Below are 24,669 nucleotides of genomic sequence, written 5' to 3'. Positions count from 1 at the left end.
TTTACACCGCCCTCATCAGCAGGGTCGCGGCGATGAGCACTGCCGTACCTCCGAGCATCGAGACCGCATAGGAGCGGGCGTAACCGTTCTGGAGCTTGCGCAGCCGGCCCGAGAGCCCGCCGAAGGACGCCGCGGTGCCGTTGACCACGCCGTCGACCAGGGTGTGGTCGACGTACACCAGGGAGCGGGTGAGGTGTTCGCCGCCGCGGACCAGGACGACGTGGTTGAAGTCGTCCTGGAGGAGGTCGCGGCGGGCGGCGCGGGTGAGCAGCGAGCCGCGCGGGGCGAGCTTGGGCACCGGGCGCCTGCCGTACTGCGCCCAGGCGATGCCGACGCCGATGAGGAGCACCACGACCGTGGAGGCGGTGACCGTCGCGGCGCTGACCGGCGAGTGGCCGTGGTCGTGTCCGGTGACGGGCTCCAGCCAGTTCACGAACGCGCTGTTCAGGGAGAACAGGCCACCCGCGAAGACCGAGCCGAAGGCGAGCACGATCATCGGGATCGTCATCGACTTGGGCGACTCGTGCGGGTGCGGCTCGTGGCCTTCGGCGTCCGGCTCCCAGCGCTTCTCGCCGAAGAAGGTCATCAGCATCACGCGGGTCATGTAGTACGCGGTGATCGCGGCGCCCAGCAGGGTGACGGCGCCGAGGATCCAGCCCTCCGTGCCGCCCTTGGCGAAGGCCGCTTCGATGATCTTGTCCTTGGACCAGAAGCCGGAGAGGCCGGGGAAGCCGATGATCGCCAGATAGCCGAGGCCGAAGGTGACGAACGTGACCGGCATGTACTTCCGCAGGCCGCCGTACTTCCTCATGTCCACCTCGTCGTTCATGCCGTGCATGACCGAACCGGCGCCGAGGAAGAGCCCGGCCTTGAAGAAGCCGTGTGTCACCAGGTGCATGATCGCGAAGACATACCCGATCGGGCCGAGGCCCGCCGCCAGGATCATGTATCCGATCTGCGACATCGTCGATCCGGCCAGGGCCTTCTTGATGTCGTCCTTCGCGCAACCGACGATCGCACCGAAGAGGAGCGTCACCGCGCCGACCACCACGACCGCCAGCTGGGCGTCGGGCGCCCCGTTGAAGATCGCGCCGGAGCGGGTGATCAGGTAGACGCCCGCGGTCACCATCGTCGCCGCGTGGATCAGGGCCGAGACCGGGGTCGGGCCCTCCATCGCGTCACCGAGCCAGGACTGGAGCGGCACCTGGGCCGACTTGCCGCACGCGGCGAGCAGCAGCATCAGACCGATGGCCGTCAGCTTGCCCTCGGAGGCGTCGGTCGCGTTCTCCAGCACCGGGCCGAAGGCGAAGGTCCCGAAGGTCGTGAACATCAGCATGATCGCGATCGACAGGCCCACGTCACCGACGCGGTTGACCAGGAAGGCCTTCTTCGCGGCGGTGGCGGCGCTGGGCTTGTGCTGCCAGAACCCGATCAGCAGGTACGAGGCGAGGCCCACGCCCTCCCAGCCCATGTACAGCAGCAGGTAGTTGTCGGCGAGGACCAGCAGCAGCATCGCCGCCAGGAACAGGTTCAGGTAGCCGAAGAAGCGGCGGCGCCGCTCGTCGTGCTCCATGTACCCGATCGAGTAGATGTGGATCAGCGTGCCCACACCGGTGATCAGCAGGACGAACGTCATCGACAGCTGGTCGAGCTGGAAGGCGACGTCCGCCTGGAAGCCCTCGACGGGGATCCAGCTGAACAGGTGCTGGTGCAGGGCGCGGTCCTCACCGCTCCTGCCGAGCATGTCGCTGAACAGCACCACGCCGATCACGAACGCCGCGCCGGCCAGCGCCGTACCGAGCCAGTGGCCCAGGCGGTCGAGCCGGCGCCCGCCGCACAGCAGGACCGCCGCTCCGAGCAGAGGCGCCGCGATGAGCAGCGCAATCAAGTTCTCCACGATTCAGCGACCCCTCAGAGCTTCATCAGGCTGGCGTCGTCGACCGAGGCCGAGTGGCGGGAGCGGAAGAGCGACACGATGATCGCGAGCCCGACCACGACCTCCGCGGCGGCGACGACCATCACGAAGAAGGCGATGACCTGCCCGTCGAGGTTGCCGTGCAGCCGGGCGAAGGCGACAAACGCGAGATTGCAGGCGTTGAGCATCAGCTCGATGCACATGAACACCACGATCGCGTTGCGCCGGATCAGCACACCGGTGGCACCGATGGTGAAGAGCAGCGACGCGAGGTAGAGGTAGTGGACCGGGTTCATCGCTTGATCTCCTCCTCGCGGCCGAGCCGGTCGGTGGACCGCTGCTCCAGCGCCTTGAGGTCCGCGATGGCCTCGCTCGACACGTCACGGATCTGGCCGCGGTCCTTGAGGGTCTTGTTGACGGTCAGCTCGGAGATCGTGCCGTCCGGCAGCAGGCCCGGGATGTCCACCGCGTTGTGCCGGGCGTAGACGCCCGGCGCGGGCAGCGGTGGCAGCTGGATGCCCTTGCGGACGCGGTCCTCGGCCATCTCCCGCTGGGTCAGCGCCCGTTCGGTGCGCTCGCGGTGGGTGAGGACCATGGCGCCGACGGCCGCGGTGATCAGCAGCGCGCCGGTGATCTCGAAGGCGAACACGTACCGGGTGAAGATCAGCGCGGCCAGTCCCTCGACGTTGCCGCCGGCGTTGGCCTGGCCGAGCCCGGCGAACGAGTTCAGCGACGCGTTGCCGATGCCCCCGATGAGCAGGGCGCCGAAGCCGAGTCCGCAGACCAGGGCCAGCCAGCGCTGGCCCTTGAGCGTCTCCTTGAGGGAGTCCGCCGCGGTGACACCGACCAGCATGACCACGAAGAGGAACAGCATCATGATCGCGCCGGTGTAGACGATGATCTGGACGACGCCCAGGAAGTACGCGCCGTTGGCCAGGTAGAAGACGGCCAGGATGATCATCGTGGCGGCCAGGCTCAGCGCGCTGTGCACGGCCCTCTTCATGAGGATCGTGGCGAAGGCGCCGATCACCGCGACCGTACCGAGGATCCAGAACTGGACGGCCTCGCCCGTCGACGTGGCGGAGGCGGCGAGGGTGGTGGAGGCTGCGAGTGCGTTCACGACCCGATCACCTTCTTCGACGCCGGCTCGTCCTCACCGAAGGTGGACGCGGCCTCCTGCGGCCGTTCGCCCTTGGTCAGCGCCACCTGACGGACCGTGCCGGGCGCGGCCTCGGTGACCAGACCCCGGTAGTAGTCCTGCTCGTCCGTGCCCGGGAAGATCGAGTGCGGCGACTCGACCATGCCCTCCTCCAGGCCCGCGAGGAGCTGCTCCTTCGTGTAGATGAGGCTCTCGCGCGAGCTGTCGGCCAGCTCGAACTCGTTGGTCATCGTGAGCGCCCGGGTCGGGCAGGCCTCGATGCACAGGCCGCACAGGATGCAGCGCGCGTAGTTGATCTGGTAGACGCGGCCGTAGCGCTCCCCCGGGGAGTAGCGCTCCTCCTCGGTGTTGTCCGCGCCCTCCACATAGATCGCGTCCGCCGGACACGCCCAGGCGCACAGCTCGCAGCCGATGCACTTCTCCAGGCCGTCCGGATGCCGGTTCAGCTGGTGACGGCCGTGGAAGCGCGGCGCCGTCACCTTCTGCTGCTCCGGGTACTGCTCGGTCAGCCGCTTCTTGAACATGGCCTTGAAGGTCACGCCGAAGCCCGCGACCGGGTTCTTCGGGGCGCGGGGGTTCTCCGCCTGCGAAGCGTCGTGCGAAGAGTCGTGCGAAGAGCCCCGCGTGGAGTCCTGCGAAGAGTCAGACACTGTCAGCCTCCTTTCCGTCACTCTCGGTACCGTCACTCACAGTGTCGACCCCACCACTGACAACGAGCTCGCGCTCCGTGCGCGGCCGCCTGCGGGGCACCGGTGGCAGCGTCTGCCCCGGCAGCGGTGGTACGGGGAATCCGCCCGCCATCGGGTCGAAGGCCGGTGGCTCCGGCTCCCGTTCGGCGTCGGCCCGCTCCTTCTTGTCGCGGAAGATGTCGGCGACGAAGGAGAGCAGCAGGATCGCGATGACCGCCCCGCCGACGTACAGCACGATCGACTGGAAGTCGTAGTTCTCGTTGCGCAGGGCCCGTACGGTCGCGACCAGCATCAGCCAGACCACCGAGACCGGGATCAGGACCTTCCAGCCCAGCTTCATCAACTGGTCGTAGCGCACGCGCGGCAGCGTGCCGCGCAGCCAGATGAAGAAGAAGAGCAGCAGCTGGACCTTGACGATGAACCAGAGCATCGGCCACCAGCCGTGGTTCGCGTTCTCCCAGAAGGTGGAGATGGGCCACGGAGCGCGCCAGCCGCCGAGGAAGAGCGTGGTCGCGACGGCCGAGACGGTGACCATGTTGACGTACTCGGCGAGCATGAACATCGCGAACTTGATGGACGAGTACTCGGTGTTGAAGCCGCCGACGAGGTCGCCCTCGGACTCCGGCATGTCGAAGGGGGCGCGGTTGGTCTCGCCGACCATCGTGATGATGTAGATGATGAAGGAGACCGGCAGCAGCACGATGTACCAGCGGTCCGCCTGCGCCTCCACGATCGCCGAGGTCGACATCGACCCCGAGTAGAGGAAGACGGAGGCGAACGCGGCGCCCATGGCGATCTCGTACGAGATCATCTGCGCGGCCGAGCGCAGCCCGCCGAGCAGCGGGTACGTCGACCCGGAGGACCAGCCCGCCAGGACGATGCCGTAGATGCCGACCGAGGCGATCGCGAGGACGTAGAGCATCGCGATCGGCAGGTCGGTCAGCTGCATCGTGGTGCGCTGGCCGAAGATGGAGACCTCGTTGCCCGACGGGCCGAACGGGATCACCGCGATCGCCATGAACGCCGGGACCGCGGCGACGATCGGCGCGAGGACGTAGACGACCTTGTCCGCGCGCTTGACGATCAGGTCTTCCTTGAGCATCAGCTTGATGCCGTCGGCGAGCGACTGGAGCATGCCCCAGGGACCGTGCCGGTTGGGGCCGATCCGCAGCTGCATCCAGGCCACGACCTTGCGCTCCCACACGATGGAGAACAGCACGGTGATCATCAGGAAGGCGAAGCAGAACACGGCCTTGACGACCACGAGCCACCACGGGTCGCGGCCGAACAGCGACAGGTCCTCGGCGGCGAGGACGGTGTGGACGGTGTGAGGAGCCGCCGCGAGTGGGGCGAAGGCGGTCATGCGCGCACCTCCGGCGCTTCTGCGTCCGCGACCGGCGCGCCGGCCGGGGCGATACGGACCAGCGTTCCCGGCTGGGAGCCGGTGTCCGCCGGGATGCCGCGGCCCGTGGAGTTCAGCGGCACCCAGACCACGCGGTCGGGCATCACCGTGACCCGCAGCGGGAGGGTGACCGTGCCCGCCGGGCCCGTGACGGCCAGCGCGTCGCCGTCCTTGACCCCGGTCTCGGCGGCCGTCGTGGCGGAGAGCCGGGCGACCGCGGCGTGCCGGGTGCCGGCCAGCGCCTCGTCGCCCTGCTGGAGCAGGCCCTGGTCGAGCAGCAGCCGGTGGCCCGCGAGGACCGCCTCGCCGTCGCCGGGGCGCGGCACCGGACGCGCCGACTCGCGCGGCGCGGTGGCCCGGGAGCCGTCCCAGCCGCCGAGCCGGTCCAGTTCGGCACGTACGGCCCTGAGGTCCGGCAGCGCGAAATGTACGTCCAGGGCGTCGGCCAGCATGTGGAGGACACGCGCGTCGGACGGGGCCAGGCGCCGCGTCATCTGCTCGGGCTTGAGCGCCGCCTCGAACAGCCGCGCCCTGCCTTCCCAGTTGAGGAACGTGCCGGGCTTCTCGGCGACGGCCGCCACCGGGAAGACAACGTCCGCCCGGTCGGTGACCTCGCTCGGCCGCAGCTCCAGCGAGACCAGGAAGCCGACCGCGTCCAGCGCGGCCCGCGCGCCCGCCGGGTCCGGCAGGTCCGCGAGCTCGACCCCCGCGACGACCAGCGCGCCCAGCTCGCCGGTCGCGGCGGCCTCGACGATCTGGCCGGTGTCGCGGCCGTAGGCGTGCGGCAGTTCGCGTACGCCCCAGACCGCGGCGGTCTCCTCACGGGCCCGCGGGTCCGTGGCCGGGCGTCCGCCGGGCAGCAGCGACGGCAGCGCGCCCGCCTCCACCGCGCCGCGCTCGCCGGCCCGCCGCGGGATCCACACCAGCTGGGCGCCGGTGGCGACCGAGGCGCGGGCGGCGGCGGTGAGGCCGCCGGGCACGGCGGCGAGCCGTTCGCCGACGACGATCACGGCGCCGGGCGCGCGGAGCGCCTCGGCGGCCTTCGCGCCGTCCCCGTCCAGGGCGGTGTTGCCCGCGAGGGCGTCCAGCCAGTCGGTCTCCGTGCCGGGGGCGGCGGGGAGCAGCGTGCCCCCGGCCTTCTCCAGGCCCGGTGTGGCGTGCGTGGCCAGCGAGAACGTCCGCTGTCCGTGCTTGCGCGCGGCCTTGCGCAGCCGCAGGAAGACGCCGGGCGCCTCCTCCTCGGACTCGAAGCCCGCGAGCAGGACGGCCGGTGCCTTCTCCAGCGTGGTGTACGTGATCCCCGTACCGTCCAGGTCCCGTCCCCGGCCCGCCACATGGGCGGCCAGGAAGTCGGCCTCCTCGCTGCTGTGCACCCGCGCGCGGAAGTCGACGTCGTTCGTGTCGAGCGCGACCCGGGCGAACTTGGCGTACGCGTACGCGTCCTCGACGGTCAGCCGGCCACCGGCCAGCACCCCCGCCCGGCCGCGCGCGGCGGCCAGCCCCAGGGCCGCGGCCTCCAGCGCCTCGGGCCAGCTCGCCGGCTCCAGGTCACCGTCCGCGTTCCTGACCAGCGGGGTGGTGAGCCGGTCGGGCTTCTGCGCGTAGCGGAAGCCGAACCGCCCCTTGTCGCAGACCCATTCCTCGTTCACCTCGGGGTCGTCCGCCGCCATCCGCCGCATGACCTTGCCGCGCCGGTGGTCGGTACGGGTCGCGCAGCCGCCCGCGCAGTGCTCGCACACGCTCGGCGAGGAGACCAGGTCGAACGGGCGCGACCGGAAGCGGTACGCCGCCGAGGTCAGCGCGCCGACCGGGCAGATCTGGATGGTGTTGCCGGAGAAGTACGACACGAAGGGGTCGCCCTCGCCGGTGCCGACCTGTTCGAGCGCCCCGCGCTCCAGCAGCTCGATCATCGGGTCGCCCGCGATCTGCTCGGAGAAGCGGGTGCAGCGCGCGCAGAGCACACACCGCTCGCGGTCCAGCAGCACCTGGGTGGAGATCGGGACGGGCTTCTCGTACGTACGCTTCTTGCCCTCGAAGCGGGTGTCCGGCTCGCCGACCTGCATGGCCTGGTTCTGGAGCGGACACTCGCCGCCCTTGTCGCAGACCGGGCAGTCCAGCGGGTGGTTGATGAGCAGCAGCTCCATCACGCCGCGCTGCGCCTTCTCGGCGACGGGCGAGCTGAGCTGCGACTTGACGACCATGCCGTCGGTGCAGGTGATGGTGCAGGAGGCCATCGGCTTGCGCTGGCCCTCCACCTCCACGATGCACTGGCGGCAGGCGCCGACCGGGTCGAGCAGCGGATGGTCGCAGAAACGCGGGATCTCGATGCCGAGCAGCTCGGCGGCGCGGATGACCAGCGTCCCCTTGGGGACGGAGATCTCGATGCCGTCGATCGTCAGCGAGACGAGGTCTTCCGGCGGGAGCGCCGCCTCGCCGCCTCCGGAGGGGGCCGACGTGGTGACTGTCATGCGTTCACCTCCTGGTGCGGGTTCCGGTCTGCCCACGCGGTGGACTTCGCGGGGTCGAAGGGGCAGCCCTTGCCCGTGATGTGCTGCTCGTACTCGTCGCGGAAGTACTTGAGCGAGGAGAAGATCGGGGCGGCGGCGCCGTCGCCGAGCGCGCAGAACGACTTGCCGTTGATCGTGTCGGCGATGTCGTTGAGCTTGTCGAGGTCGGACATCTCGCCCTTGCCGGCCTCGATGTCCCGGAGCAACTGCACGAGCCAGTACGTGCCTTCGCGGCAGGGGGTGCACTTGCCGCAGGACTCGTGGGCGTAGAACTCGGTCCAGCGCGTGACGGCCCGTACGACACAGGTCGTCTCGTCGAAGCACTGGAGCGCCTTCGTGCCGAGCATCGAGCCGGCCGCGCCGACGCCCTCGTAGTCCAGCGGGACGTCGAGGTGTTCTTCGGTGAACATCGGGGTCGAGGAGCCGCCCGGCGTCCAGAACTTGAGCCGGTGGCCCGCCCTGATGCCGCCGCCCATGTCGAGCAGCTGCCGCAGGGTGAGGCCCATGGGGCCCTCGTACTGGCCGGGGCTGGTGACGTGGCCGCTGAGCGAGTAGAGCGTGAAGCCCGGGGACTTCTCGCTGCCCATCGAGCGGAACCACTCCTTGCCGCGGTGCAGGATCGCGGGAACGGACGCGATCGACTCGACGTTGTTCACCACGGTGGGGCTCGCGTAGAGACCCGCCACGGCGGGGAAGGGAGGACGCAGCCGGGGCTGTCCGCGGCGGCCCTCCAGCGAGTCGAGCAGCGCGGTCTCCTCCCCGCAGATGTACGCGCCCGCTCCCGCGTGCACGACGACGTCGAGGTCGATCCCGCTGCCCAGGATGTTCTTGCCGAGATAGCCGGCCGCGTAGGCCTCCCGTACGGCCTCGTGCAGCCGGCGCAGGACGGGGACGACCTCGCCGCGCAGGTAGATGAAGGCGTGCGAGGAGCGGATCGCGTAACAGGCGATCACCATGCCCTCGATCAGGGAGTGCGGGTTGGCGAAGAGCAGCGGCATGTCCTTGCAGGTGCCGGGCTCCGACTCGTCCGCGTTGACGACGAGGTAGTGCGGCTTGCCGTCGCCCTGGGGGATGAACTGCCACTTCATCCCGGTGGGGAAGCCGGCGCCGCCGCGGCCGCGCAGACCCGCGTCCTTCACGTACGCGATGAGGTCGTCGGGCGTCATGGCGAGGGCCTTCTTGAGGCCCTCGTACCCGTCGTGCCGTTCGTACGTCTCCAGCGTCCACGATTCCGGCTGGTCCCAGAACGCGGACAGCACGGGGGCGAGGAGCTTCTCGGGGCTGGTGCCGTTCTCGTCGATCTCGGGTGCCATCGTCATCACTCCCCCTCCTCGGCGGTGGGCCCGGCCGGGTGGTCCGGATCGGAGTCCGAGGTCCGCTGCGGTGCGTCGTGCGAGCTGAGGTGCTGGGACCCGGGCTGCGGCGGGGCGTCCTTCGGGTGCGCGTCCTTAGGAGGCGCGTCCTGCGGGTGCGCGTCCGGGGAGTGCCCGCCGTCGCGCGGCCTGACCACCCGCTGCGGGGCCTCGCCCTTGGCGAGCCGCAGGCCGATCAGCGAGGCGGGGCCCGCGCCGCCGGTGGCCCCGACGGCGCCGGGGCGCTCGTCGGGGAAGCCGGCGAGGATCCGCTCGGTGTCCTTGTACGTGCAGAGCGGCGCGCCCCTGGTCGGCTCGACGGGAAGGCCCGCGCGCAGGTCGTCGACGAGCTGCTTGGCGCTCTGCGGGGTCTGGTTGTCGAAGAACTCCCAGTTGACCATCACGACGGGCGCGAAGTCGCAGGCCGCGTTGCACTCGATGTGTTCGAGGGTGACCTTGCCGTCCTCGGTGGTCTCATCGTTGCCGACGCCGAGGTGTTCCTTCAGCTCGTCGAAGATGGCGTCGCCGCCCATCACCGCGCAGAGCGTGTTCGTACAGACCCCGACCTGGTAGTCACCGCCCGGCTTGCGCCGGTACATGGTGTAGAAGGTCGCGACGGCGGTGACCTCGGCGGTGGTCAGGTCGAGCAGCTCCGCGCAGAAGGCCATGCCCGTACGGGAGACGTACCCCTCCTCCGCCTGTACGAGGTGCAGGAGCGGCAGCAGCGCGGAACGCGCGCCGGGGTAACGGGAGATGATCTCCCTGGCGTCCGCCTCCAGCCGCGCGCGCACGTCGGCGGGGAAGTCGGGGGCCGGCAGCTGGGGCATCCCCAGGCTGACCTCGGAATTGGTCGGCTGGACGGTCACCGGTCGACGCCTCCCATCACGGGGTCGATGGACGCGACGGCGACGATGACGTCGGCGACCTGGCCGCCCTCGCACATCGCCGCCATGGCCTGGAGATTGGTGAAGGACGGGTCGCGGAAGTGGACCCGGTAGGGGCGGGTGCCCCCGTCGGAGACGACGTGCGCGCCCAGTTCGCCCTTGGGCGACTCCACGGCGGCGTACGCCTGCCCGGCCGGCACGCGGAAGCCCTCCGTCACCAGCTTGAAGTGATGGATCAGAGCCTCCATGGACGTGCCCATGATGTTCTTGATGTGGTCGAGCGAGTTGCCGAGCCCGTCGGGTCCGAGCGCGAGCTGCGCGGGCCAGGCGATCTTCTTGTCGGCGACCATCACCGGGCCCGGCGCCAGCCGGTCCAGGCACTGCTCGACGATGCGCAGCGACTGCCGCATCTCCTCCAGGCGGATGAGGAAGCGGCCGTACGCGTCACAGGTGTCGGCGGTCGGGACGTCGAACTCGTACGTCTCGTAACCGCAGTACGGATCCGACCTGCGCAGGTCGTGCGGGAGTCCGGCGGCGCGCAGGATCGGGCCTGTGGCGCCCAGCGCCATGCAGCCGGTCAGGTCGAGATAGCCGACATCCTCCATCCGGGCCTTGAAGATGGGGTTGCCGGTGGCGAGCTTGTCGTACTCGGGCAGGTTCTTCCGCAGGGTCCGCAGCAGCTCGCGCAGCTGGTCGACGGCGCCGGGGGGCAGGTCCTGGGCGAGTCCGCCGGGCCGGATGAACGCGTGGTTCATGCGCAGGCCGGTGATCAGCTCGTAGGCATCGAGAATGAGTTCACGATCACGGAATCCGTAGATCATGATCGTCGTCGCGCCCAGCTCCATGCCGCCGGTGGCGATGCACACCAGGTGCGAGGAGAGCCGGTTGAGCTCCATCAGCAGCACGCGGATGGCGGTGGCCCGGTCCGGGATGTCGTCCTCGATGCCGAGCAGCTTCTCCACGCCCAGGCAGTACGCCGTCTCGTTGAAGAACGACGTCAGGTAGTCCATGCGCGTGACGAAGGTGGTGCCCTGCGTCCAGTTGCGGAATTCGAGGTTCTTCTCGATGCCCGTGTGCAGATAGCCGATGCCGCAGCGGGCCTCGGTGACGGTCTCGCCCTCGATCTCCAGGATCAGCCGCAGCACCCCGTGGGTGGACGGGTGCTGGGGACCCATGTTGACGATGATCCGCTCGTCGTCGGACTTCGCGGCGGACTGGACGACCTCGTCCCAGTCCCCACCGGTGACCGTATATACGGTGCCCTCGGTGGTCTCGCGGGCCGACGCATGTGAAGTGCTCATCAGGAGTACGACCTCCGCTGGTCCGGAGCCGGGATCTGGGCGCCCTTGTACTCGACGGCGATCCCGCCGAGCGGATAGTCCTTGCGCTGCGGGAAGCCCTGCCAGTCGTCCGGCATCATGATCCGGGTCAGGGCGGGGTGGCCGTCGAAGATCAGGCCGAAGAAGTCGTACGTCTCGCGCTCGTGCCAGTCGTTGGTCGGGTAGAGCGAGACCAGGGACGGCACGTGCGGGTCGGCGTCGGGCGCCGAGACCTCCAGGCGGATCAGCCGGCCGTGGGTGAGCGAGCGCAGGTGGTAGACCGCGTGCAGCTCACGGCCCTTGTCCCCGAGGTAGTGGACGCCCGACACCCCCGTACACAGCTCGAAGCGCAGCGCCGGGTCGTCGCGCAGGGTGCGCGCGACCTGGACGAGGTGCTCGCGTGCGATGTGGAAGGTGACCTCGCCGCGGTCCACGACCGTCTTCTCGATGGCGTTGCCGGGGACGAGTCCCTGCTCCTCCAGCGCGCCTTCGAGCTCGTCGGCGATCTGGTCGAAGACCCCGTTGGGGCCGCCGTAGGGGCGGGAGGTCGAGCCCGGCAGGCTGACCGTCCTGCGCAGACCGCCGTAACCGGAGGTGTCCCCGCCGTTGTTGGCGCCGAACATGCCCTTCCGTACGCCGATGACCTCACCGTGGTCGTCGCGCGCGGAGGGAACGTTCTTTCCGTCCTGGTCGTCCGCTCCGGACCCGTTGTTCTGCCCGGACGTGCCGGGACGCTGCTCGCCGCTCACCGCAGCAGCCCCTTCATCTCGATCAGCGGGAGCGCCTTGAGGGCCGCTTCCTCCGCCTCGCGGGCCGCCTCCTCGGCGTTGACCCCGAGCTTGGAGTTCTGGATCTTCTCGTGGAGCTTGAGAATGGCGTCCAACAGCATCTCGGGACGCGGCGGGCAGCCGGGCAGGTAGATGTCGACCGGCACGATGTGGTCGACGCCCTGCACGATCGCGTAGTTGTTGAACATGCCGCCCGACGAGGCGCACACCCCCATGGAGATCACCCACTTGGGGTTCGGCATCTGGTCGTAGACCTGCCGCAGGACGGGCGCCATCTTCTGGCTCACCCGCCCGGCCACGATCATCAGGTCGGCCTGGCGCGGCGAACCGCGGAAGACCTCCATGCCGAACCGTGCCAGGTCGTACCGCCCGGCGCCGGTCGTCATCATCTCGATGGCGCAGCAGGCGAGGCCGAAGGTGGCGGGGAATACGGAGGACTTCCGCACCCACCCCGAGGCCTGTTCGACCGTGGTCAGCAGGAAACCGCTAGGCAGCTTCTCTTCGAGTCCCATTGGTGGCCCCTCAGCCCCTTTAGTCCCATTCCAGACCGCCCCGCCGCCACACATACGCGTAGGCGACGAAGACGGTGAGCACGAAGAGCAGCATCTCCACGAGCCCGAAGATCCCCAGGGAGTCGAAGGTGACGGCCCAGGGGTAAAGGAAGACGATCTCGATGTCGAAGACGATGAAGAGCATCGCCGTCAGGTAGTACTTGATGGGAAAGCGGCCGCCTCCGGCCGGCGTCGGCGTGGGCTCGATGCCACACTCGTACGCTTCAAGTTTGGCCCGGTTGTACCGTCTTGGGCCGATAAGCGTGGCCATGACCACGGAGAAGATCGCAAACCCAGCACCGAGCGCGCCGAGCACGAGGATGGGTGCGTAGGCATTCAACGCCCCTCAGCTCCTTCCAGTCGTCCTTGACCGTTGGACCGCACCGGGCGATTTCATGTCGCCGCCCCACCACGGATTCCCGGCACCGGATCACCGAAGATCGTGTACATGTGAGGCAGTTCACAAGCCCGACTGCCCCGCATCCTATGCCTGGTGGTCTGTGATCTGCGACACGGGGTACGCCACCGACTTTGTGATCTCCACCACCTGACGAAGGATCATGAAGTCGGATGAGCGGTGATCTTCACACACGAAGCGTCCCGGCGGTCACGAGATGTGACATCCGCACGGGTCGTCGCTGGTGGGAGGGGGTTCGCATTATCAAGCGATGGCATATACAAGCAAATTGGCGACGGACCGCTTTCGGGTGATAAGGCATCCGCCGTCACCCGGGCGAGGGGGTGGGCGGGAGCGAGGTGGACACGTGCATGCATTCACGAGCAACTGGGACGGGTCGGTCGGCGTCCAAGGAAGAGGAGCGGACGACGAGCGAGTTCGCCCGCGGCCGGGTCGCGGCCCGGGTCGCGATCCGGACACCGATCCCCTTCGGCGGGCGCCGCGGTGGCGCCGTAACCATCCGGTCGCAATGCGGTGACCATCCTGTGACCTGTACCACTCCGGCCGACTGCCCGAAAAGGCGGGCTTGGCCAAGGGTGTGAAGGGATGGTAAGTCAGGGGCAATTCGGGCGTTTGACGAAAAGCATGTGATCACAGCCATGATCACGTGTGCCCGGTTTGCCCGTTACGGCGTCAATAAAGGCCGTTCGAAAGCGGATTCACAGATTCCAGCCGCAAATGTGGCGCAGGACACGTTTCTTGACGCCCACCCGGGACCGCCTGATAGCGGTATGACCATGTCCCACACCGCTCAGATAACCAGCCACCGGAAACCCCGCCGCAGCGCGTCGAAAACGGCCCTCCGTGCCGGAGTTGCCGGGGGTGTTCTCAGCAGCATCGCGGTCGCCGGTGCCGCCGGGCCGGCGAACGCCGAGCCGGTGACCGAGAAGACCATCGAAATGCCCACCCTGACCGCCGGCCTCGCCGACAGCGTCGCGCAGTCCGCGGCGGCCACGCAGCAGGTCGCGTCCGTCCTCGAACTCCGGGCCCAGGAGGACGCGGCGGCCACGAAGGCCGCGGAGACCGCCAAGACGGCCAAGGCCAAGGCCGAGGCGATCCGTAAGGCCGAGGCGGAGAAGAAGCGCGAAGAGGCCGCCGCGAAGGCGGCCGCCAAGGCCAAGGCGGCGAAGGAGGCAGCGGCCGAGAAGGCCACGTACTCCACGCAGTCGGCGAGCTCCAGCAGTTCCAGCAGCTCCGGCTCGACCACCGCCAAGACCGCCTCGTACACCTCGACGGCCACCGGCTCCGCGGGCGCCCTCATCGCCTTCGCCCGGGCGCAGGTCGGCGACGCCTACGTGATGGGTTCGACGGGCCCCAACGCGTGGGACTGCTCGGGTCTGGTGCAGGCCGCGTACAAGCAGATCGGTGTGGATCTGCCGCGCGTCTCGCAGGACCAGTCGACCGCGGGCACGCAGGTCTCCCTCAGCAACCTCCAGCCGGGCGACATCCTGTACTGGGGAAGCGCGGGCAGCGCGTACCACACGGCGATCTATGTGGGCGGCGGCGAGTTCGTGGGGGCGCAGAACCCCGGCACGGGTGTGGTCGAGAAGTCCCTGGACTGGGACCCGCCGACCGGTGCGGTGCGGGTGCTCTGAGTTTTCGCCCGTTCTGAGCCGTTCTGACTACTTCCGACGGCCCGCGTCCCGTTCAGGGGGAGGCGGGCTTTCGGCGTACGGGCCCTGAGTGCGCCGGTCGCAGGATCGCGTCCGCGAACTCGCCCCGCTCCTCGGGGTTCTCCCGCAGCCACAGGCCCAGCTTGTGATCCGCTCCGGCGTGGACGAGGTGGGTGAAGTCGGCGCGCGTGGCCAGCGCCTGCGCGACCGCCCCGGTCACCGCGGGCGGGATCACCGTGTCGTGCGCCGGTACGAGCAGGACCGCGCGGCCGGTGAACGTACGGAAGGTGTCGAGCGCGGCCGAGTCCCGCCAGCTCTCCGGGGTCCTGATGACGCCGGTGAACCCGTCGGCGAACGGCACCTCCCACGCCCGGCGCGCGTACACCGCCGGGGCGCACAGGCCGAGGGCCGTCACGCGGGGGCCGTAGTGGGCGGCGAGGTCCGCCACCGTCTGGCCGCTCATGCTGAATCCGACGAGCACCAGGCCGTCGCCGGGCGGCGCGTGCGCGTCGATCACGGCCCGGGCCTGCCTGAGCCGCCGCCGGAGGCTCAGCTCACCGAGGGATCCGGAACTGCCGCCGTGCCCGGAGAAGTCGAAGGTGACGACGGTACGGCCCCGCGCGGCAAGGTCCCCGGCCAGGGCGTCCATGCGCCGGTGCTCGCTCGTCCCCGCGCCGTGGAGCAGGACGACGGTCGCCCGGCTCGCGGAGGGGTCCACGGGCGTCGTCACGGAGCAGGTGAGCGTCTCGCCGTCGCACGGGAAGGGGAAGCGCCGTACACCGCGCTCCTCGTACCGGACCTCACGCCACATCGCACCCTCCCCCTACGCGGTGATCGTACGCCGCGAAGAAGCGCGGCACATCGCCGTACAGCCCGGGAAAGAGCACGGCAGGACCCGTACGCTGGGCGCTCCACCGGAGCCGTGGCGCTGACCCGCCACCTGCTGTCGCCCTCCCCGAAGGACGCCCCGTGAGCACTCCCCGCCATGTCATCTTCGGTACCGGCGCCGTCGGCCGGGCCACGCTCGCCGCGCTGCTGCGCCGGGGCGAACACCCGCGGGACGTACGGATGGTCAATCGCTCGGGCTCCGCGCCCGTTCCCGACGGGGTCGAGGTCGTGGCCGGGGACGCCACCGACCCGGCCTTCACCACGGCCGTCGCCGCGGGCGCGCAGGTGGTGTACCAGATCCTCAACCCGCCCTACCACCGCTGGGCCGAGGAGTTCCCCGGCCTCCAGGCCGGAGTGGTGGCCGCCGCGGAGTCCGCCGGGGCGCGGCTGGTGAGCATGGACAACGTCTACATGTACGGGCCGCCCCAGGGCCGCCCCCTCACCGAGGGCCACGCCGACGCGCCCACCACCCGCAAGGGCGCGGTCCGCGCGCGGATGGCCCAGGACCTGCTCGCCGCGCACCGCGCGGGCCGCGTCGAGGTCACCATCGGCCGCGCCTCGGACTACTACGGCCCCGGCGGCGGCAAGCAGTCCGTCCTCGGCGACACGGTCTTCAAGCCCGCGCTGCGCGGCCGGACGGCGACCGTCCTCGGGGACCCGGACCAGCCGCACACGTACACGTACATCCCCGACATCGGCGAGGGCCTCGCCCTCCTCGGCGAACACCCCGACGCGGCGGGCGAGGTCTGGCACCTCCCGAACGACCCCGCCACCCGCACCACCCGCCAACTCGTCACCCTCGTCCACGAGTCGGCGGGCCACCCGAAGGCCAAGGTGCGGTCCCTCCCGCCCGTCGTGATGCGCACGCTCGGCGTCGCGAACCCGCTCATGCGCGAACTGACCGAGATGCTGTACGAGTTCCAGGAACCGTTCGTCGTCGACAGCACCAAGATCACCAAACACCTCGGCGCGACGGCGACCCCGGCGGAACAGGCCGTGAACAACACGCTGGCCACGTACCGATCGAGAACAACGACTTGACGCACATAAAGGCGCGAATAAGCCAAACAATTCAGGCCAACTGGCAGAATAAATGGCAGCGAAACGAACCAACTCGCCCCACCGCCACCAATCCCTTTGCCTTGCGTTCATCTGGTGTGTAGATTCCACGAATGTCGAACGGAGATCACAAGTCCCCGTTCGGCACAGCACCCGGGGGGGTGTGCTTTGGGATCGATTATAAAGTCCCCCCTTCCCGCTTCGTGCAGTCAAAACAGGCCGACGAAAACAGGAAGTGGAACAATGAACAGAATTAGAATCGGCACCGTTACGGGAATCATGTCGGCCTCACTGCTGATCCTGGCTCCTACAGCAGAGGCAAACTGGGGAAGTAACATCAACAGCGCGAGCACCGGATTCGAATCAAGGCGCTGGAGTGACGAGAGCTTCTCTGAAGTCCGCTTCAAGAACTGCTTTACTCAGACCGAAACCACCAAGAGCACCGATGTCCAGATCTGGCGAGACATCAACAACTTGCCCGACAAGGCATTCGACTCCAAGACTTACACTGCTTGCTTCAACGGCGACGCGGTCAGCAGCGGCAAATGGAACGACTTGCCGTCGGGCGAGTACTACTTCGCGATCGACAAGATCGGCGGCAGGGAAGGCGGCCTCCTCGACGTCGGTACAGTTTACGTCGACACCGCTCTGGCGGACTAGCCACTGATTGCCGGCGGAAGTAGGTCGGCGGCGTGAGGTCAGGCGCCTCTCTCCGCCGACTCTTCGGCGCACGGGCCGGCGCGCCGCTCACGACGGAGAGCTTTGATGAAACTCAGCACCAGTCTGCGCGCGGGCAGCGTGCGGTGGGCGGCACCAGGAGTCATTCTGTTGACGCTTTTCTACTACGTCTCAAATGGGAGCACACCACCTCCCGAGTCTTCTGGCTACGCCCCCGCACTGATCGCCTCACCACTCATGTCCCTGTACCCACTCGCGTATGCCGTACCGGCCGCCCTGGCCACCTGGGAAAGCGGCCGCCTCAAAACCACGGGAGTGTGGGCCCTGGCGCCGGCCCGATCCCGTTATCGGGTGGCGGCGAACGCACTTCTCCCCGTCTGTCTCCTGGCCTGGACCGTCGTCATTCTGCCCAGCGTCATCACTTTGGTTCAGCACACAACACTACCCACGCCGAGCAGCCTGCTGCTCCCCGCGATGGCGATGTTCCTGTGCACGGCACACGCCGTCATAGGATTCAGCGTGGGACTGCGCACACCGCATATCATCACCGCACCGGTCATGGCGGTTGGGGTGTGGGTCATGGTCGCGTTCTCCCAGGCGACGGAACCTCTCTGGGTGAGCAACATATTCGGCCAGTACACGGATCTCATGTTCGGCGAAATACCGAAGCTCATCTCCTTGGTGCCCCACCTGCTCTTCGGAGGGAGCATCGCAGCAGGAATCGCGTTGATGTGGCTCCCCGTCCGACGAAGAGCGATTCGCACGTCCCTGGCCTGCCTCGTCGCGGTGGCCGGTACGTACACCGCCTGCGACATGGCTCGGCCATGGGGACCCAACCCACCGCTGCTCGGCGGGCAGGCACCCGTCTCGTGTCAGGGTCACGCGCCGCAGGTGTGCATGCCACGAGCCACCTCGGCGGACGAACTGGCAAGTGTGCGGCAGGACGTGGTGTCCGCCCTGGCGAAACTCCGTGCCGTGGGCGTCACCGACCCACCGGACCGCATCACCGACCGTCTGGGAGACGGGCGATACTCTCAGCCGTCCACCGAGAAGCACTGGCGTCTCTCCCTGACGTCCGCGTCCGGCAACCGCACCGTGGCCTATGCGGTGGCAGTCGGCGCCATCCGCTTTCCCTGCGCCCAAGTCGATCAGATCACCGGTCGTGCCGTGCTGTTGTGGGCGTCCACGATCGTCGGCGCGGAGAAGACGTACGACCGGATCACCGCGTCACGGAGCGACCCGACCGACCCGACCGACCGGGAGGCGAAGGTCAGGAGCATCGTGCGTGAGGTCAGGTCCGAGCCGACGGCTCAACAGACGGCCTGGTTCAGGCAGAACCGCACCGCCGCCTGCCCCCAGGCGCGCTGATGCTCTGGATCAAGGCGCGCCGTGCGCATACGCTTCTGCCGGCGGTCCTCGCCGCGTTCACCCTGCTGGTGACGTTCGTCCAGGACACGTCCGTCTACCTGCCGTCCTTCGGCGGCGCCGCTCACGTCGCTCTCGCACTCTTCATTCCTGTGCCTCTGGTGGCAGGTCTGATGTTGTGCCTCGAATCACGGCTACCCGCCGCCGAGATCTCGGGCGTGCGGAGAATCTCCCTGCTCGACGCGGCTCTCACCGTCGCCACCATGGTGACGGCGATCGTGTGCGCCCTCACGGTCGACGCCCTGCTCGATGTGCCGCTCGCGGCGGCGACCGGCCGCAACACCCTCTTCCTGACGGGCCTGATGCTGTGCGGCCGGGCTCTTCTGGGACAGCCCGGAGTCATGATTCCCGTGGCCTGGCTCTTTCTGGTGGTTCTGGCCGGTTTCCGCAGCAGCAACGACCCGTATCCCTGGACGATCGTCCCTGAGCCCCCCGGGGCTCCTCACGCTGCCCTCGGCGCGGTCCTCGTGTTCACCCTCGGCATCCTCGTCCAACTCCGTACGCCAAGGAAACTGCCATGACGCTGGAACTGGTCTCCTGCACCTACAGCTACCGACGGCGTCGGCCGCCCATCCTCGAAGATTTCAACTACCGGCTTCCTTCTGGGCTGACCATCCTGCTCGGCCCGAACGGCGCCGGTAAGTCGACCTTGTTGAAACTCGCGGCCTCCGTCACCAGCCCCCGGTCGGGCACCGTGACGCTCGACGGGACGGCGGCCGGCACCCCCGCCTTCCGCAAGGCTGTCGCGTGGATGCCCCAGGACATCATCCCCATGCCCAGCCTGACGGCACGTGAGTACGTCGCGTATGTCGGCTGGCTCAAGGGCATGAATCGCAGCGATGCCTGGCAGCAGGCCCGTCGTGCGCTCGGCCGGGTGAAACTGGCCGAGAAGGCCGGCACCAGAAGCAGCCAACTGTCCGGTGGCCAGCTACGACGCGTGGGGGTCGCTGCCGCACTGGTCCACCATGCCCGCGTACTGCTGCTCGACGAGCCCACCGCCGGCATGGACCCCCATCAGCGCCGCATCTTCCGCGACATCCTGAACTCCCTGACCGGCGAGGTACGGGTGCTCCTGTCCACGCATGACGTGGCCGACCTCGCGGAAGAGGCCGACCACGTCACGGTTCTCCACAGCGGTCGTATCCTGCACGACGGCACCACGGAAGCCTTTCTGGCCCACACCCCCGCAGACACCGTGTCCGGTCGCGCCGCGGAAGGCGCGTACACAGCGCTGCTCGGTAGTCACGGCGTGGACTACTGAAAGGCCACCCCGAACCCCGCCCCGGCTCACGCCTTCGGCGCCACCTTCGACAGGCCGTTGATGATGCGGTCCGACGCGTCGCCGCCCGTCGGGTCCGTCAGGTTCGCCAGCATCTTCAGCAGGAACTTCATCAGCAGCGGGTGCGTCAGGCCGCGCTGGGCCGCGATCTTCATGATCTTCGGGTTGCCGATGAGCTTCACGAACGCGCGGCCCAGGGTGTAGTAACCGCCGTACGTCTCCTTCAAGATGCGCGGGTAGCGCTGGAGCACCAGCTCGCGCTGGGCCGGGGTCGCGCGGGCGTGGGCCTGGACGATCACCTCGGCGGCGATCTGGCCCGACTCCATGGCGTACGCGATGCCCTCGCCGTTGAACGGGTTGACCATCCCGCCCGCGTCACCCACCAGCAACAGGCCCCGCGTGTAGTGCGGCTGGCGGTTGAACGCCATCGGCAGCGCGGCGCCGCGGATCGGCATCGTCATGTTGTCCGGGGTGTAGCCCCAGTCCGCCGGCATCGACGCGCACCACGCCTTGAGCACCTCGCGCCAGTCCAGCTCCTTGAAGGAGTCGGACGTGTTGAGCACGCCCAGGCCGACGTTGGACGTACCGTCGCCCATGCCGAAGATCCAGCCGTACCCCGGCAGCAGCCGGTCCTCGCCGGGACCGCGCCGGTCCCACAGCTCCAGCCAGGACTCCAGGTAGTCGTCGTCGTGGCGGGGCGAGGTGAAGTACGTGCGGACCGCGACGCCCATCGGCCGGTCCTCGCGCCGGTGCAGGCCCATGGCCAGCGACAGCCGCGTGGAGTTGCCGTCGGCGGCCACGACGAGCGGCGCGTGGAAGGTGACGGGGGTCTTCTCCTCGCCCAGCTTCGCGTTCACGCCCGTGATCCGGCCGGTGCGCGCGTCCGTGATCGGCGCGCCCACGTTGCAGCGCTCGTACAGCCGCGCCCCGGCCTTCTGCGCCTGGCGGGCGAGCTGTTCGTCGAAATCGTCCCTCTTCCGGACGAGTCCGTAGTCCGGGTACGAGGCGAGATCCGGCCAGTCCAGCTGGAGCCGCACCCCGCCGCCGATGATCCGCAGGCCCTTGTTGCGCAGCCAGCCCGCCTCCTCGGAGATGTCGATGCCCATCGACACGAGCTGCTTGGTGGCGCGCGGGGTGAGACCGTCGCCGCAGACCTTCTCGCGCGGGAACGCCGTCTTCTCCAGCAGCAGGACGTCCAGGCCCGCCTTGGCCAGGTAGTAGGCGGTCGTCGACCCGGCCGGACCGGCACCGACGACAATCACATCCGCGGTGTGTTCGGAGAGGGGCTCGGTCACAGCGGGTTCTCCCGAAGACTCGAAATGGCGTACCGGACGGCACGGGACGTGTGCAGTCTATTCGTGCGCACCGATCACCACGTTGAAGGGCCTGCCCGTGAAGGACATGACCAAGTCACCGCCCGCCGTGCACCTCCGCGTCCCCACCGAGGAGGACGCCCTCGCCTGGCACCGGCTCTTCGACCACCCCGAGGTGATGGAGTTCCACGGCGGCGCCTCCGCCGAGCACTCGGTGTACGAGGAGCTGACCGCCCGCCAGCGCCGCCACGACGCCGAACGGGGCTTCTGCTTCTGGACGCTGGTGGACGAGCACGGCGACGCGATCGGCTTCACCGGCGCCCAGCCCTGGCCGCACGAGACCTTCGGTCCGGTGGGCGAGATCGAGATCGGCTGGCGGCTCGGCCGCGCGTACTGGGGGCGCGGTTACGTCACCGCCGCCGCGCGCACGACGCTGGAGCGCGTCCGCGCGGCGGGTATCGACCGGGTGGTGGCGATGGTGCTCCCGGAGAACACCCGCTCCGTCGCGGTGATCCGGCGCCTCGGCATGGAGCGGGCGGAGACGTACACGGGGGCGGTGTCGGGGAAGGAGGCGTACTGCTACCGGTTGCAGCTGTGAGCCTGTAGCGAGAGAGGGAGAGACCCCTCAGTCCCGTACGCCCCGGTGCAGCGCCACGATCCCGCCCGTCAGGTTCCGCCACGCCACCCGCGACCAGCCCGCGCCCTGCAACCGCTCCGCCAGCGCGGGCTGGTCGGGCCACGCGCGGATCGACTCGGCGAGGTACACGTACGCGTCGGGGTTGGAGGAGACCGCGCGCGCGGCCGGCGGCAGCGCCCGCATCAGGTACTCGGTGTAGACGGTCCTGAACGGCGCCCACGTCGGGTGTGAGAACTCACAGATCACCACGCGCCCGCCCGGCTTCGTCACCCGGTACAGCTCGCGCAGCGCGCGGTCCGTGTCGTGGACGTTGCGCAGCCCGAAGGAGATCGTCACCGCGTCGAAGACCTCGTCGGCGAAGGGCAGTTTTGTCGCGTCCCCGGCCGTGAACGGCATCCACGGGTGGCGCTTCTTGCCCTCCCGCAGCATGCCCAGGGAGAAGTCGCAGGGCACGACGTACGCACCGGTCGCGGCGAACGGCTGCGAGGAGGTGGCGGTGCCCGCCGCCAGGTCGAGGATCTTCTCGGCGGGGCGCGCGTGGACGGCCTTCGCGACCGCCTTGCGCCACACCCGGTCCTGCCCGAGCGACAGCACGTCGTTGGTCAGGTCGTAGTTTGCCGCCACGTCGTCGAACATCGAGGCGACTTCGTGCGGCTGCTTGTCCAGGGATGCGCGCGTCACTGGCGTTGGCCTCGCTTGTCTCGGATCCGGTGCGGTGTACCGCGGTACGGGCCATTCTCTCAGGCGCGCCCCCGCCTCACGCGCGCCGGTGCACCAGCCGGCCGCCCAGCACCGTGGCGACGCAGGTGGCCGCCCCGTGCCCGGCCAGGGCCGCGTACGGATCCCCGTCCACCGGTACGGCGAACACCGCGAAGTCCGCGTACAGACCACTGTCACCCAGAAGAGGCAGCAGGAACGCCTCCGCCGCCGGCCGTCCCGCGAACGGGTCGAGCACGGCCGGGCCCGGCGGGTCCGTGAAGCGCTGCTCGATGCCGAGCCCTGAGCGCTGTACGGCGTCCACGACCGCCTCCCGCCCCAGATCGCCCGCGACCGCCACCGCCCCGTGGGCGAGCAGCCGCCGCACCCCGCGCCGCGCGCTCGCGCCCCACCGGGCGTCGGTCATGCCCAGCGCGTCGAGCGCCTCGCCGGTGAGCGGTTCGGTCCCGAGGGTGTCCGCCTCGCGGGGATCGGGGTGGTACGCCCGCTCCAGCAGCTCGGGGCCGTACGGATTGCACAGACCCGGGGTGATGATCCCGGGCCACGTGCGCACCCGTGCCTCCGGACGCTCCGCCGCCAGCCGCTCGTACGGGCCCACGGCCCCCAGGGCCGACCCGTCCACGAGGACGGCGCCTCCCGGCACCGGTTCCCGCCCCGCCCCCGGAAGCAGCAGCTCCGCCCGGTGGATCGTCAGCACGGCCGTCGTCCCGCCCCCGATCGCCCCCGCCCGTTCAGTTGGACGCGAGCAGCTTCAGCTCGGGGTGGGCCGTGCCGCCCTCGATCGCCGTCGAGGAGATGTGCGACTGGACCCGGTCGTCGACGGGGTCGTTCGCCGGGTCGTCGTGCACGACGAGGTGTTCGTACGTCGTGGCGCGCTGCGCCGGGACGCGGCCCGCCTTGCGGATCAGGTCGATGATCTCCAGCCGGTTGGAGCGGTGCTTGGCACCGGCCGACGACACGACGTTCTCCTCCAGCATGATCGAGCCCAGGTCGTCGGCGCCGTAGTGCAGCGACAGCTGGCCGACCTCCTTGCCCGTGGTCAGCCAGGAGCCCTGGATGTGGGCGACGTTGTCGAGGAAGAGCCGCGCGACGGCGATCAGGCGCAGGTACTCGAAGAGCGTGGCCTGCGTCTGGCCCTTCAGGTGGTTGTTCTCGGGCTGGTACGTGTACGGGATGAACGCGCGGAAGCCGCCCGTGCGGTCCTGCACGTCCCGGATCATCCGCAGGTGCTCGATGCGCTCGGCGTTGGTCTCGCCGGTGCCCATCAGCATCGTGGACGTCGACTCGACGCCGAGGCCGTGCGCGATCTCCATGATCTCCAGCCAGCGTTCGCCGGACTCCTTGAGCGGCGCGATGGCCTTGCGGGGCCGCGCGGGCAGCAACTCGGCGCCGGCGCCCGCGAAGGAGTCGAGGCCGGCCGCGTGGATGCGGCGGATCGCCTCTTCGGCGGAGACGCCCGAGATGCGGGCCATGTGCTCGACCTCGGAGGCGCCGAGGGAGTGGATGACCAGCTGGGGGAAGTCCCTCTTGATGGCCGCGAAGTGCTCTTCGTAGTACTCGACACCGAAGTCCGGGTGGTGGCCGCCCTGGAACATGATCTGCGTGCCGCCCAGCTCGACGGTCTCCGCGCAGCGGCGCAGGATGTCGTCGAGGCCGCGGGTCCAGCCCTTTTCCGTGTCCTTGGGCGCGGCGTAGAACGCGCAGAACTTGCAGGCCGTGACACACAGGTTGGTGTAGTTGATGTTCCGCTCGATGATGTACGTCGCGATGTGCTCGGTCCCGGCGTACCGCAGCCGGCGGGCCGCGTCGGCGGCGGAGCCGAGGGCGTGGAGCGGCGCGGAGCGGTAGAGGTCGAGCGCCTCTTCCGGGGTGATACGACCCCCGGCAGCCGCACGGTCGAGGACACCAGTGACGTATTCGGACGTGAGGTCGGCCTTCTCGGTCACCGGGGCGGGTCCTTCCCAAGGGGGGTACAGCGGCCGATCCAGCGTACGCCAGGCCCGCGGCCCGGACGGGCCGCGGGGGCGCGCCGCAGGT

General features: G+C 69.3%; 24 protein-coding genes. 7 read left to right on the top strand and 17 right to left on the bottom strand.

The genetic code is table 11. From position 1 onward, the window contains the following. Nucleotide 1 precedes the first annotated feature (1 nt). From nuoL to ACIO1C_RS17925, 12 genes are read right to left on the bottom strand one after another with little or no spacing between them, the layout of a single operon-like run. Nucleotides 2–1,897 carry an NADH-quinone oxidoreductase subunit L gene (nuoL, locus tag ACIO1C_RS17980; RefSeq protein ID WP_401864427.1) on the bottom strand — a complete coding sequence of 632 codons (1,896 nt, stop codon included), beginning with the start codon at nucleotides 1,895–1,897 and terminating at the stop codon, nucleotides 2–4. Nucleotides 1,898–1,911: 14 nt separating this feature from the next. Further along, nucleotides 1,912–2,211, bottom strand: a complete 300-nt coding sequence (nuoK, locus tag ACIO1C_RS17975) for an NADH-quinone oxidoreductase subunit NuoK (protein WP_161306881.1) — start codon at nucleotides 2,209–2,211, stop codon at nucleotides 1,912–1,914. Next, nucleotides 2,208–3,035 (bottom strand): NADH-quinone oxidoreductase subunit J, encoded by an 828-nt coding sequence (locus ACIO1C_RS17970; protein ID WP_401864425.1) that lies wholly within the window; start codon nucleotides 3,033–3,035, stop codon nucleotides 2,208–2,210. Before ACIO1C_RS17970 ends, nuoK begins: the two co-directional genes overlap by 4 nt. Further along, nucleotides 3,032–3,724, bottom strand: a complete 693-nt coding sequence (gene nuoI, locus ACIO1C_RS17965; RefSeq protein ID WP_401864422.1) for an NADH-quinone oxidoreductase subunit NuoI — start codon at nucleotides 3,722–3,724, stop codon at nucleotides 3,032–3,034. Before nuoI ends, ACIO1C_RS17970 begins: the two co-directional genes overlap by 4 nt. Next, nucleotides 3,717–5,126 (bottom strand): NADH-quinone oxidoreductase subunit NuoH, encoded by a 1,410-nt coding sequence (gene nuoH / locus ACIO1C_RS17960; RefSeq protein ID WP_401864420.1) that lies wholly within the window; start codon nucleotides 5,124–5,126, stop codon nucleotides 3,717–3,719. The genes nuoI and nuoH overlap by 8 nt, the downstream gene beginning before the upstream one ends. Continuing rightward, nucleotides 5,123–7,633, bottom strand: coding sequence for an NADH-quinone oxidoreductase subunit G (locus ACIO1C_RS17955; protein ID WP_401864418.1), 2,511 nt, complete (start codon nucleotides 7,631–7,633; stop codon nucleotides 5,123–5,125). Before ACIO1C_RS17955 ends, nuoH begins: the two co-directional genes overlap by 4 nt. Beyond that, entirely contained in the window at nucleotides 7,630–8,991 is a 1,362-nt protein-coding gene (gene nuoF, locus ACIO1C_RS17950; RefSeq protein WP_401864415.1) for an NADH-quinone oxidoreductase subunit NuoF, read from the bottom strand. Before nuoF ends, ACIO1C_RS17955 begins: the two co-directional genes overlap by 4 nt. Further along, on the bottom strand, nucleotides 8,991–9,851 hold the full coding sequence (gene nuoE, locus ACIO1C_RS17945; protein WP_401865068.1) for an NADH-quinone oxidoreductase subunit NuoE: 861 nt from the start codon (nucleotides 9,849–9,851) through the stop codon (nucleotides 8,991–8,993). The genes nuoF and nuoE overlap by 1 nt, the downstream gene beginning before the upstream one ends. Nucleotides 9,852–9,886: 35 nt before the next feature. Next, nucleotides 9,887–11,209, bottom strand: a complete 1,323-nt coding sequence (locus ACIO1C_RS17940; protein WP_401864413.1) for an NADH-quinone oxidoreductase subunit D — start codon at nucleotides 11,207–11,209, stop codon at nucleotides 9,887–9,889. Beyond that, nucleotides 11,209–11,976 carry an NADH-quinone oxidoreductase subunit C gene (locus tag ACIO1C_RS17935; RefSeq protein WP_401864411.1) on the bottom strand — a complete coding sequence of 256 codons (768 nt, stop codon included), beginning with the start codon at nucleotides 11,974–11,976 and terminating at the stop codon, nucleotides 11,209–11,211. The genes ACIO1C_RS17940 and ACIO1C_RS17935 overlap by 1 nt, the downstream gene beginning before the upstream one ends. Beyond that, entirely contained in the window at nucleotides 11,973–12,527 is a 555-nt protein-coding gene (locus ACIO1C_RS17930) for an NADH-quinone oxidoreductase subunit B family protein (RefSeq protein ID WP_161310777.1), read from the bottom strand. Before ACIO1C_RS17930 ends, ACIO1C_RS17935 begins: the two co-directional genes overlap by 4 nt. 19 nt (nucleotides 12,528–12,546) lie before the next feature. Then, on the bottom strand, nucleotides 12,547–12,906 hold the full coding sequence (locus ACIO1C_RS17925) for an NADH-quinone oxidoreductase subunit A (RefSeq protein WP_161310778.1): 360 nt from the start codon (nucleotides 12,904–12,906) through the stop codon (nucleotides 12,547–12,549). An 854-nt stretch (nucleotides 12,907–13,760) separates the two neighbouring features. Between ACIO1C_RS17925 and ACIO1C_RS17920 the strand changes: the two genes are divergently transcribed. Next, nucleotides 13,761–14,618 carry a C40 family peptidase gene (locus ACIO1C_RS17920; RefSeq protein WP_401864409.1) on the top strand — a complete coding sequence of 286 codons (858 nt, stop codon included), beginning with the start codon at nucleotides 13,761–13,763 and terminating at the stop codon, nucleotides 14,616–14,618. A gap of 52 nt (nucleotides 14,619–14,670) precedes the next feature. Here ACIO1C_RS17920 and ACIO1C_RS17915 read toward each other — a convergent pair whose 3' ends face one another. Continuing rightward, on the bottom strand, nucleotides 14,671–15,447 hold the full coding sequence (locus ACIO1C_RS17915) for an alpha/beta hydrolase (RefSeq protein ID WP_401864406.1): 777 nt from the start codon (nucleotides 15,445–15,447) through the stop codon (nucleotides 14,671–14,673). 158 nt (nucleotides 15,448–15,605) lie between these two features. On the opposite strand from ACIO1C_RS17915, the gene ACIO1C_RS17910 reads away from it, so the two are divergent. The 5 genes from ACIO1C_RS17910 (at nucleotide 15,606) to ACIO1C_RS17890 (ending at nucleotide 19,947) form a co-directional block, all read left to right on the top strand. Beyond that, nucleotides 15,606–16,565: an NAD-dependent epimerase/dehydratase family protein gene (locus ACIO1C_RS17910; RefSeq protein ID WP_401864404.1), complete on the top strand. Its 960-nt coding sequence runs from the start codon at nucleotides 15,606–15,608 to the stop codon at nucleotides 16,563–16,565. A 297-nt stretch (nucleotides 16,566–16,862) separates the two neighbouring features. Next, the gene (locus ACIO1C_RS17905) at nucleotides 16,863–17,243 is read left to right on the top strand and encodes a hypothetical protein (protein WP_401864401.1); all 381 of its coding nucleotides are present in this window, start codon (nucleotides 16,863–16,865) and stop codon (nucleotides 17,241–17,243) included. 105 nt (nucleotides 17,244–17,348) lie between these two features. Then, on the top strand, nucleotides 17,349–18,629 hold the full coding sequence (locus ACIO1C_RS17900) for a hypothetical protein (protein WP_401864398.1): 1,281 nt from the start codon (nucleotides 17,349–17,351) through the stop codon (nucleotides 18,627–18,629). Continuing rightward, the gene (locus ACIO1C_RS17895) at nucleotides 18,629–19,207 is read left to right on the top strand and encodes a hypothetical protein (protein ID WP_401864396.1); all 579 of its coding nucleotides are present in this window, start codon (nucleotides 18,629–18,631) and stop codon (nucleotides 19,205–19,207) included. Before ACIO1C_RS17900 ends, ACIO1C_RS17895 begins: the two co-directional genes overlap by 1 nt. Then, on the top strand, nucleotides 19,204–19,947 hold the full coding sequence (locus ACIO1C_RS17890; protein ID WP_401864393.1) for an ATP-binding cassette domain-containing protein: 744 nt from the start codon (nucleotides 19,204–19,206) through the stop codon (nucleotides 19,945–19,947). Before ACIO1C_RS17895 ends, ACIO1C_RS17890 begins: the two co-directional genes overlap by 4 nt. A gap of 26 nt (nucleotides 19,948–19,973) precedes the next feature. On the opposite strand, the gene ACIO1C_RS17885 is transcribed toward ACIO1C_RS17890, so the two are convergent. Next, nucleotides 19,974–21,260 carry a geranylgeranyl reductase family protein gene (locus tag ACIO1C_RS17885; RefSeq protein ID WP_327235051.1) on the bottom strand — a complete coding sequence of 429 codons (1,287 nt, stop codon included), beginning with the start codon at nucleotides 21,258–21,260 and terminating at the stop codon, nucleotides 19,974–19,976. Nucleotides 21,261–21,366: 106 nt separating this feature from the next. Here ACIO1C_RS17885 and ACIO1C_RS17880 point away from each other — a divergent pair, with 106 nt between their 5' ends. Next, a complete protein-coding gene (locus tag ACIO1C_RS17880) occupies nucleotides 21,367–21,876 on the top strand; it encodes a GNAT family N-acetyltransferase (RefSeq protein ID WP_401864389.1) in 510 nt (169 codons plus the stop codon). A 27-nt stretch (nucleotides 21,877–21,903) separates the two neighbouring features. On the opposite strand, the gene ACIO1C_RS17875 is transcribed toward ACIO1C_RS17880, so the two are convergent. From ACIO1C_RS17875 to mqnC, 3 genes are all read right to left on the bottom strand, one after another. Further along, on the bottom strand, nucleotides 21,904–22,596 hold the full coding sequence (locus ACIO1C_RS17875; RefSeq protein WP_327235053.1) for a demethylmenaquinone methyltransferase: 693 nt from the start codon (nucleotides 22,594–22,596) through the stop codon (nucleotides 21,904–21,906). A 76-nt stretch (nucleotides 22,597–22,672) separates the two neighbouring features. Then, nucleotides 22,673–23,329: a hypothetical protein gene (locus ACIO1C_RS17870; RefSeq protein ID WP_401864387.1), complete on the bottom strand. Its 657-nt coding sequence runs from the start codon at nucleotides 23,327–23,329 to the stop codon at nucleotides 22,673–22,675. Nucleotides 23,330–23,363: 34 nt separating this feature from the next. Next, nucleotides 23,364–24,578 carry a cyclic dehypoxanthinyl futalosine synthase gene (mqnC, locus tag ACIO1C_RS17865; RefSeq protein WP_401864385.1) on the bottom strand — a complete coding sequence of 405 codons (1,215 nt, stop codon included), beginning with the start codon at nucleotides 24,576–24,578 and terminating at the stop codon, nucleotides 23,364–23,366. Between the last annotated feature and the right edge of the window lie 91 nt (nucleotides 24,579–24,669).

Origin of the sequence: Streptomyces sp. NPDC087420 (assembly GCF_044744165.1) — a bacterium.
Lineage (GTDB): Bacteria > Actinomycetota > Actinomycetes > Streptomycetales > Streptomycetaceae > Streptomyces.
The sequence above is the reverse complement of the archived record's forward strand: the minus strand, read 5'-3'. Positions and strand labels throughout refer to the sequence as shown.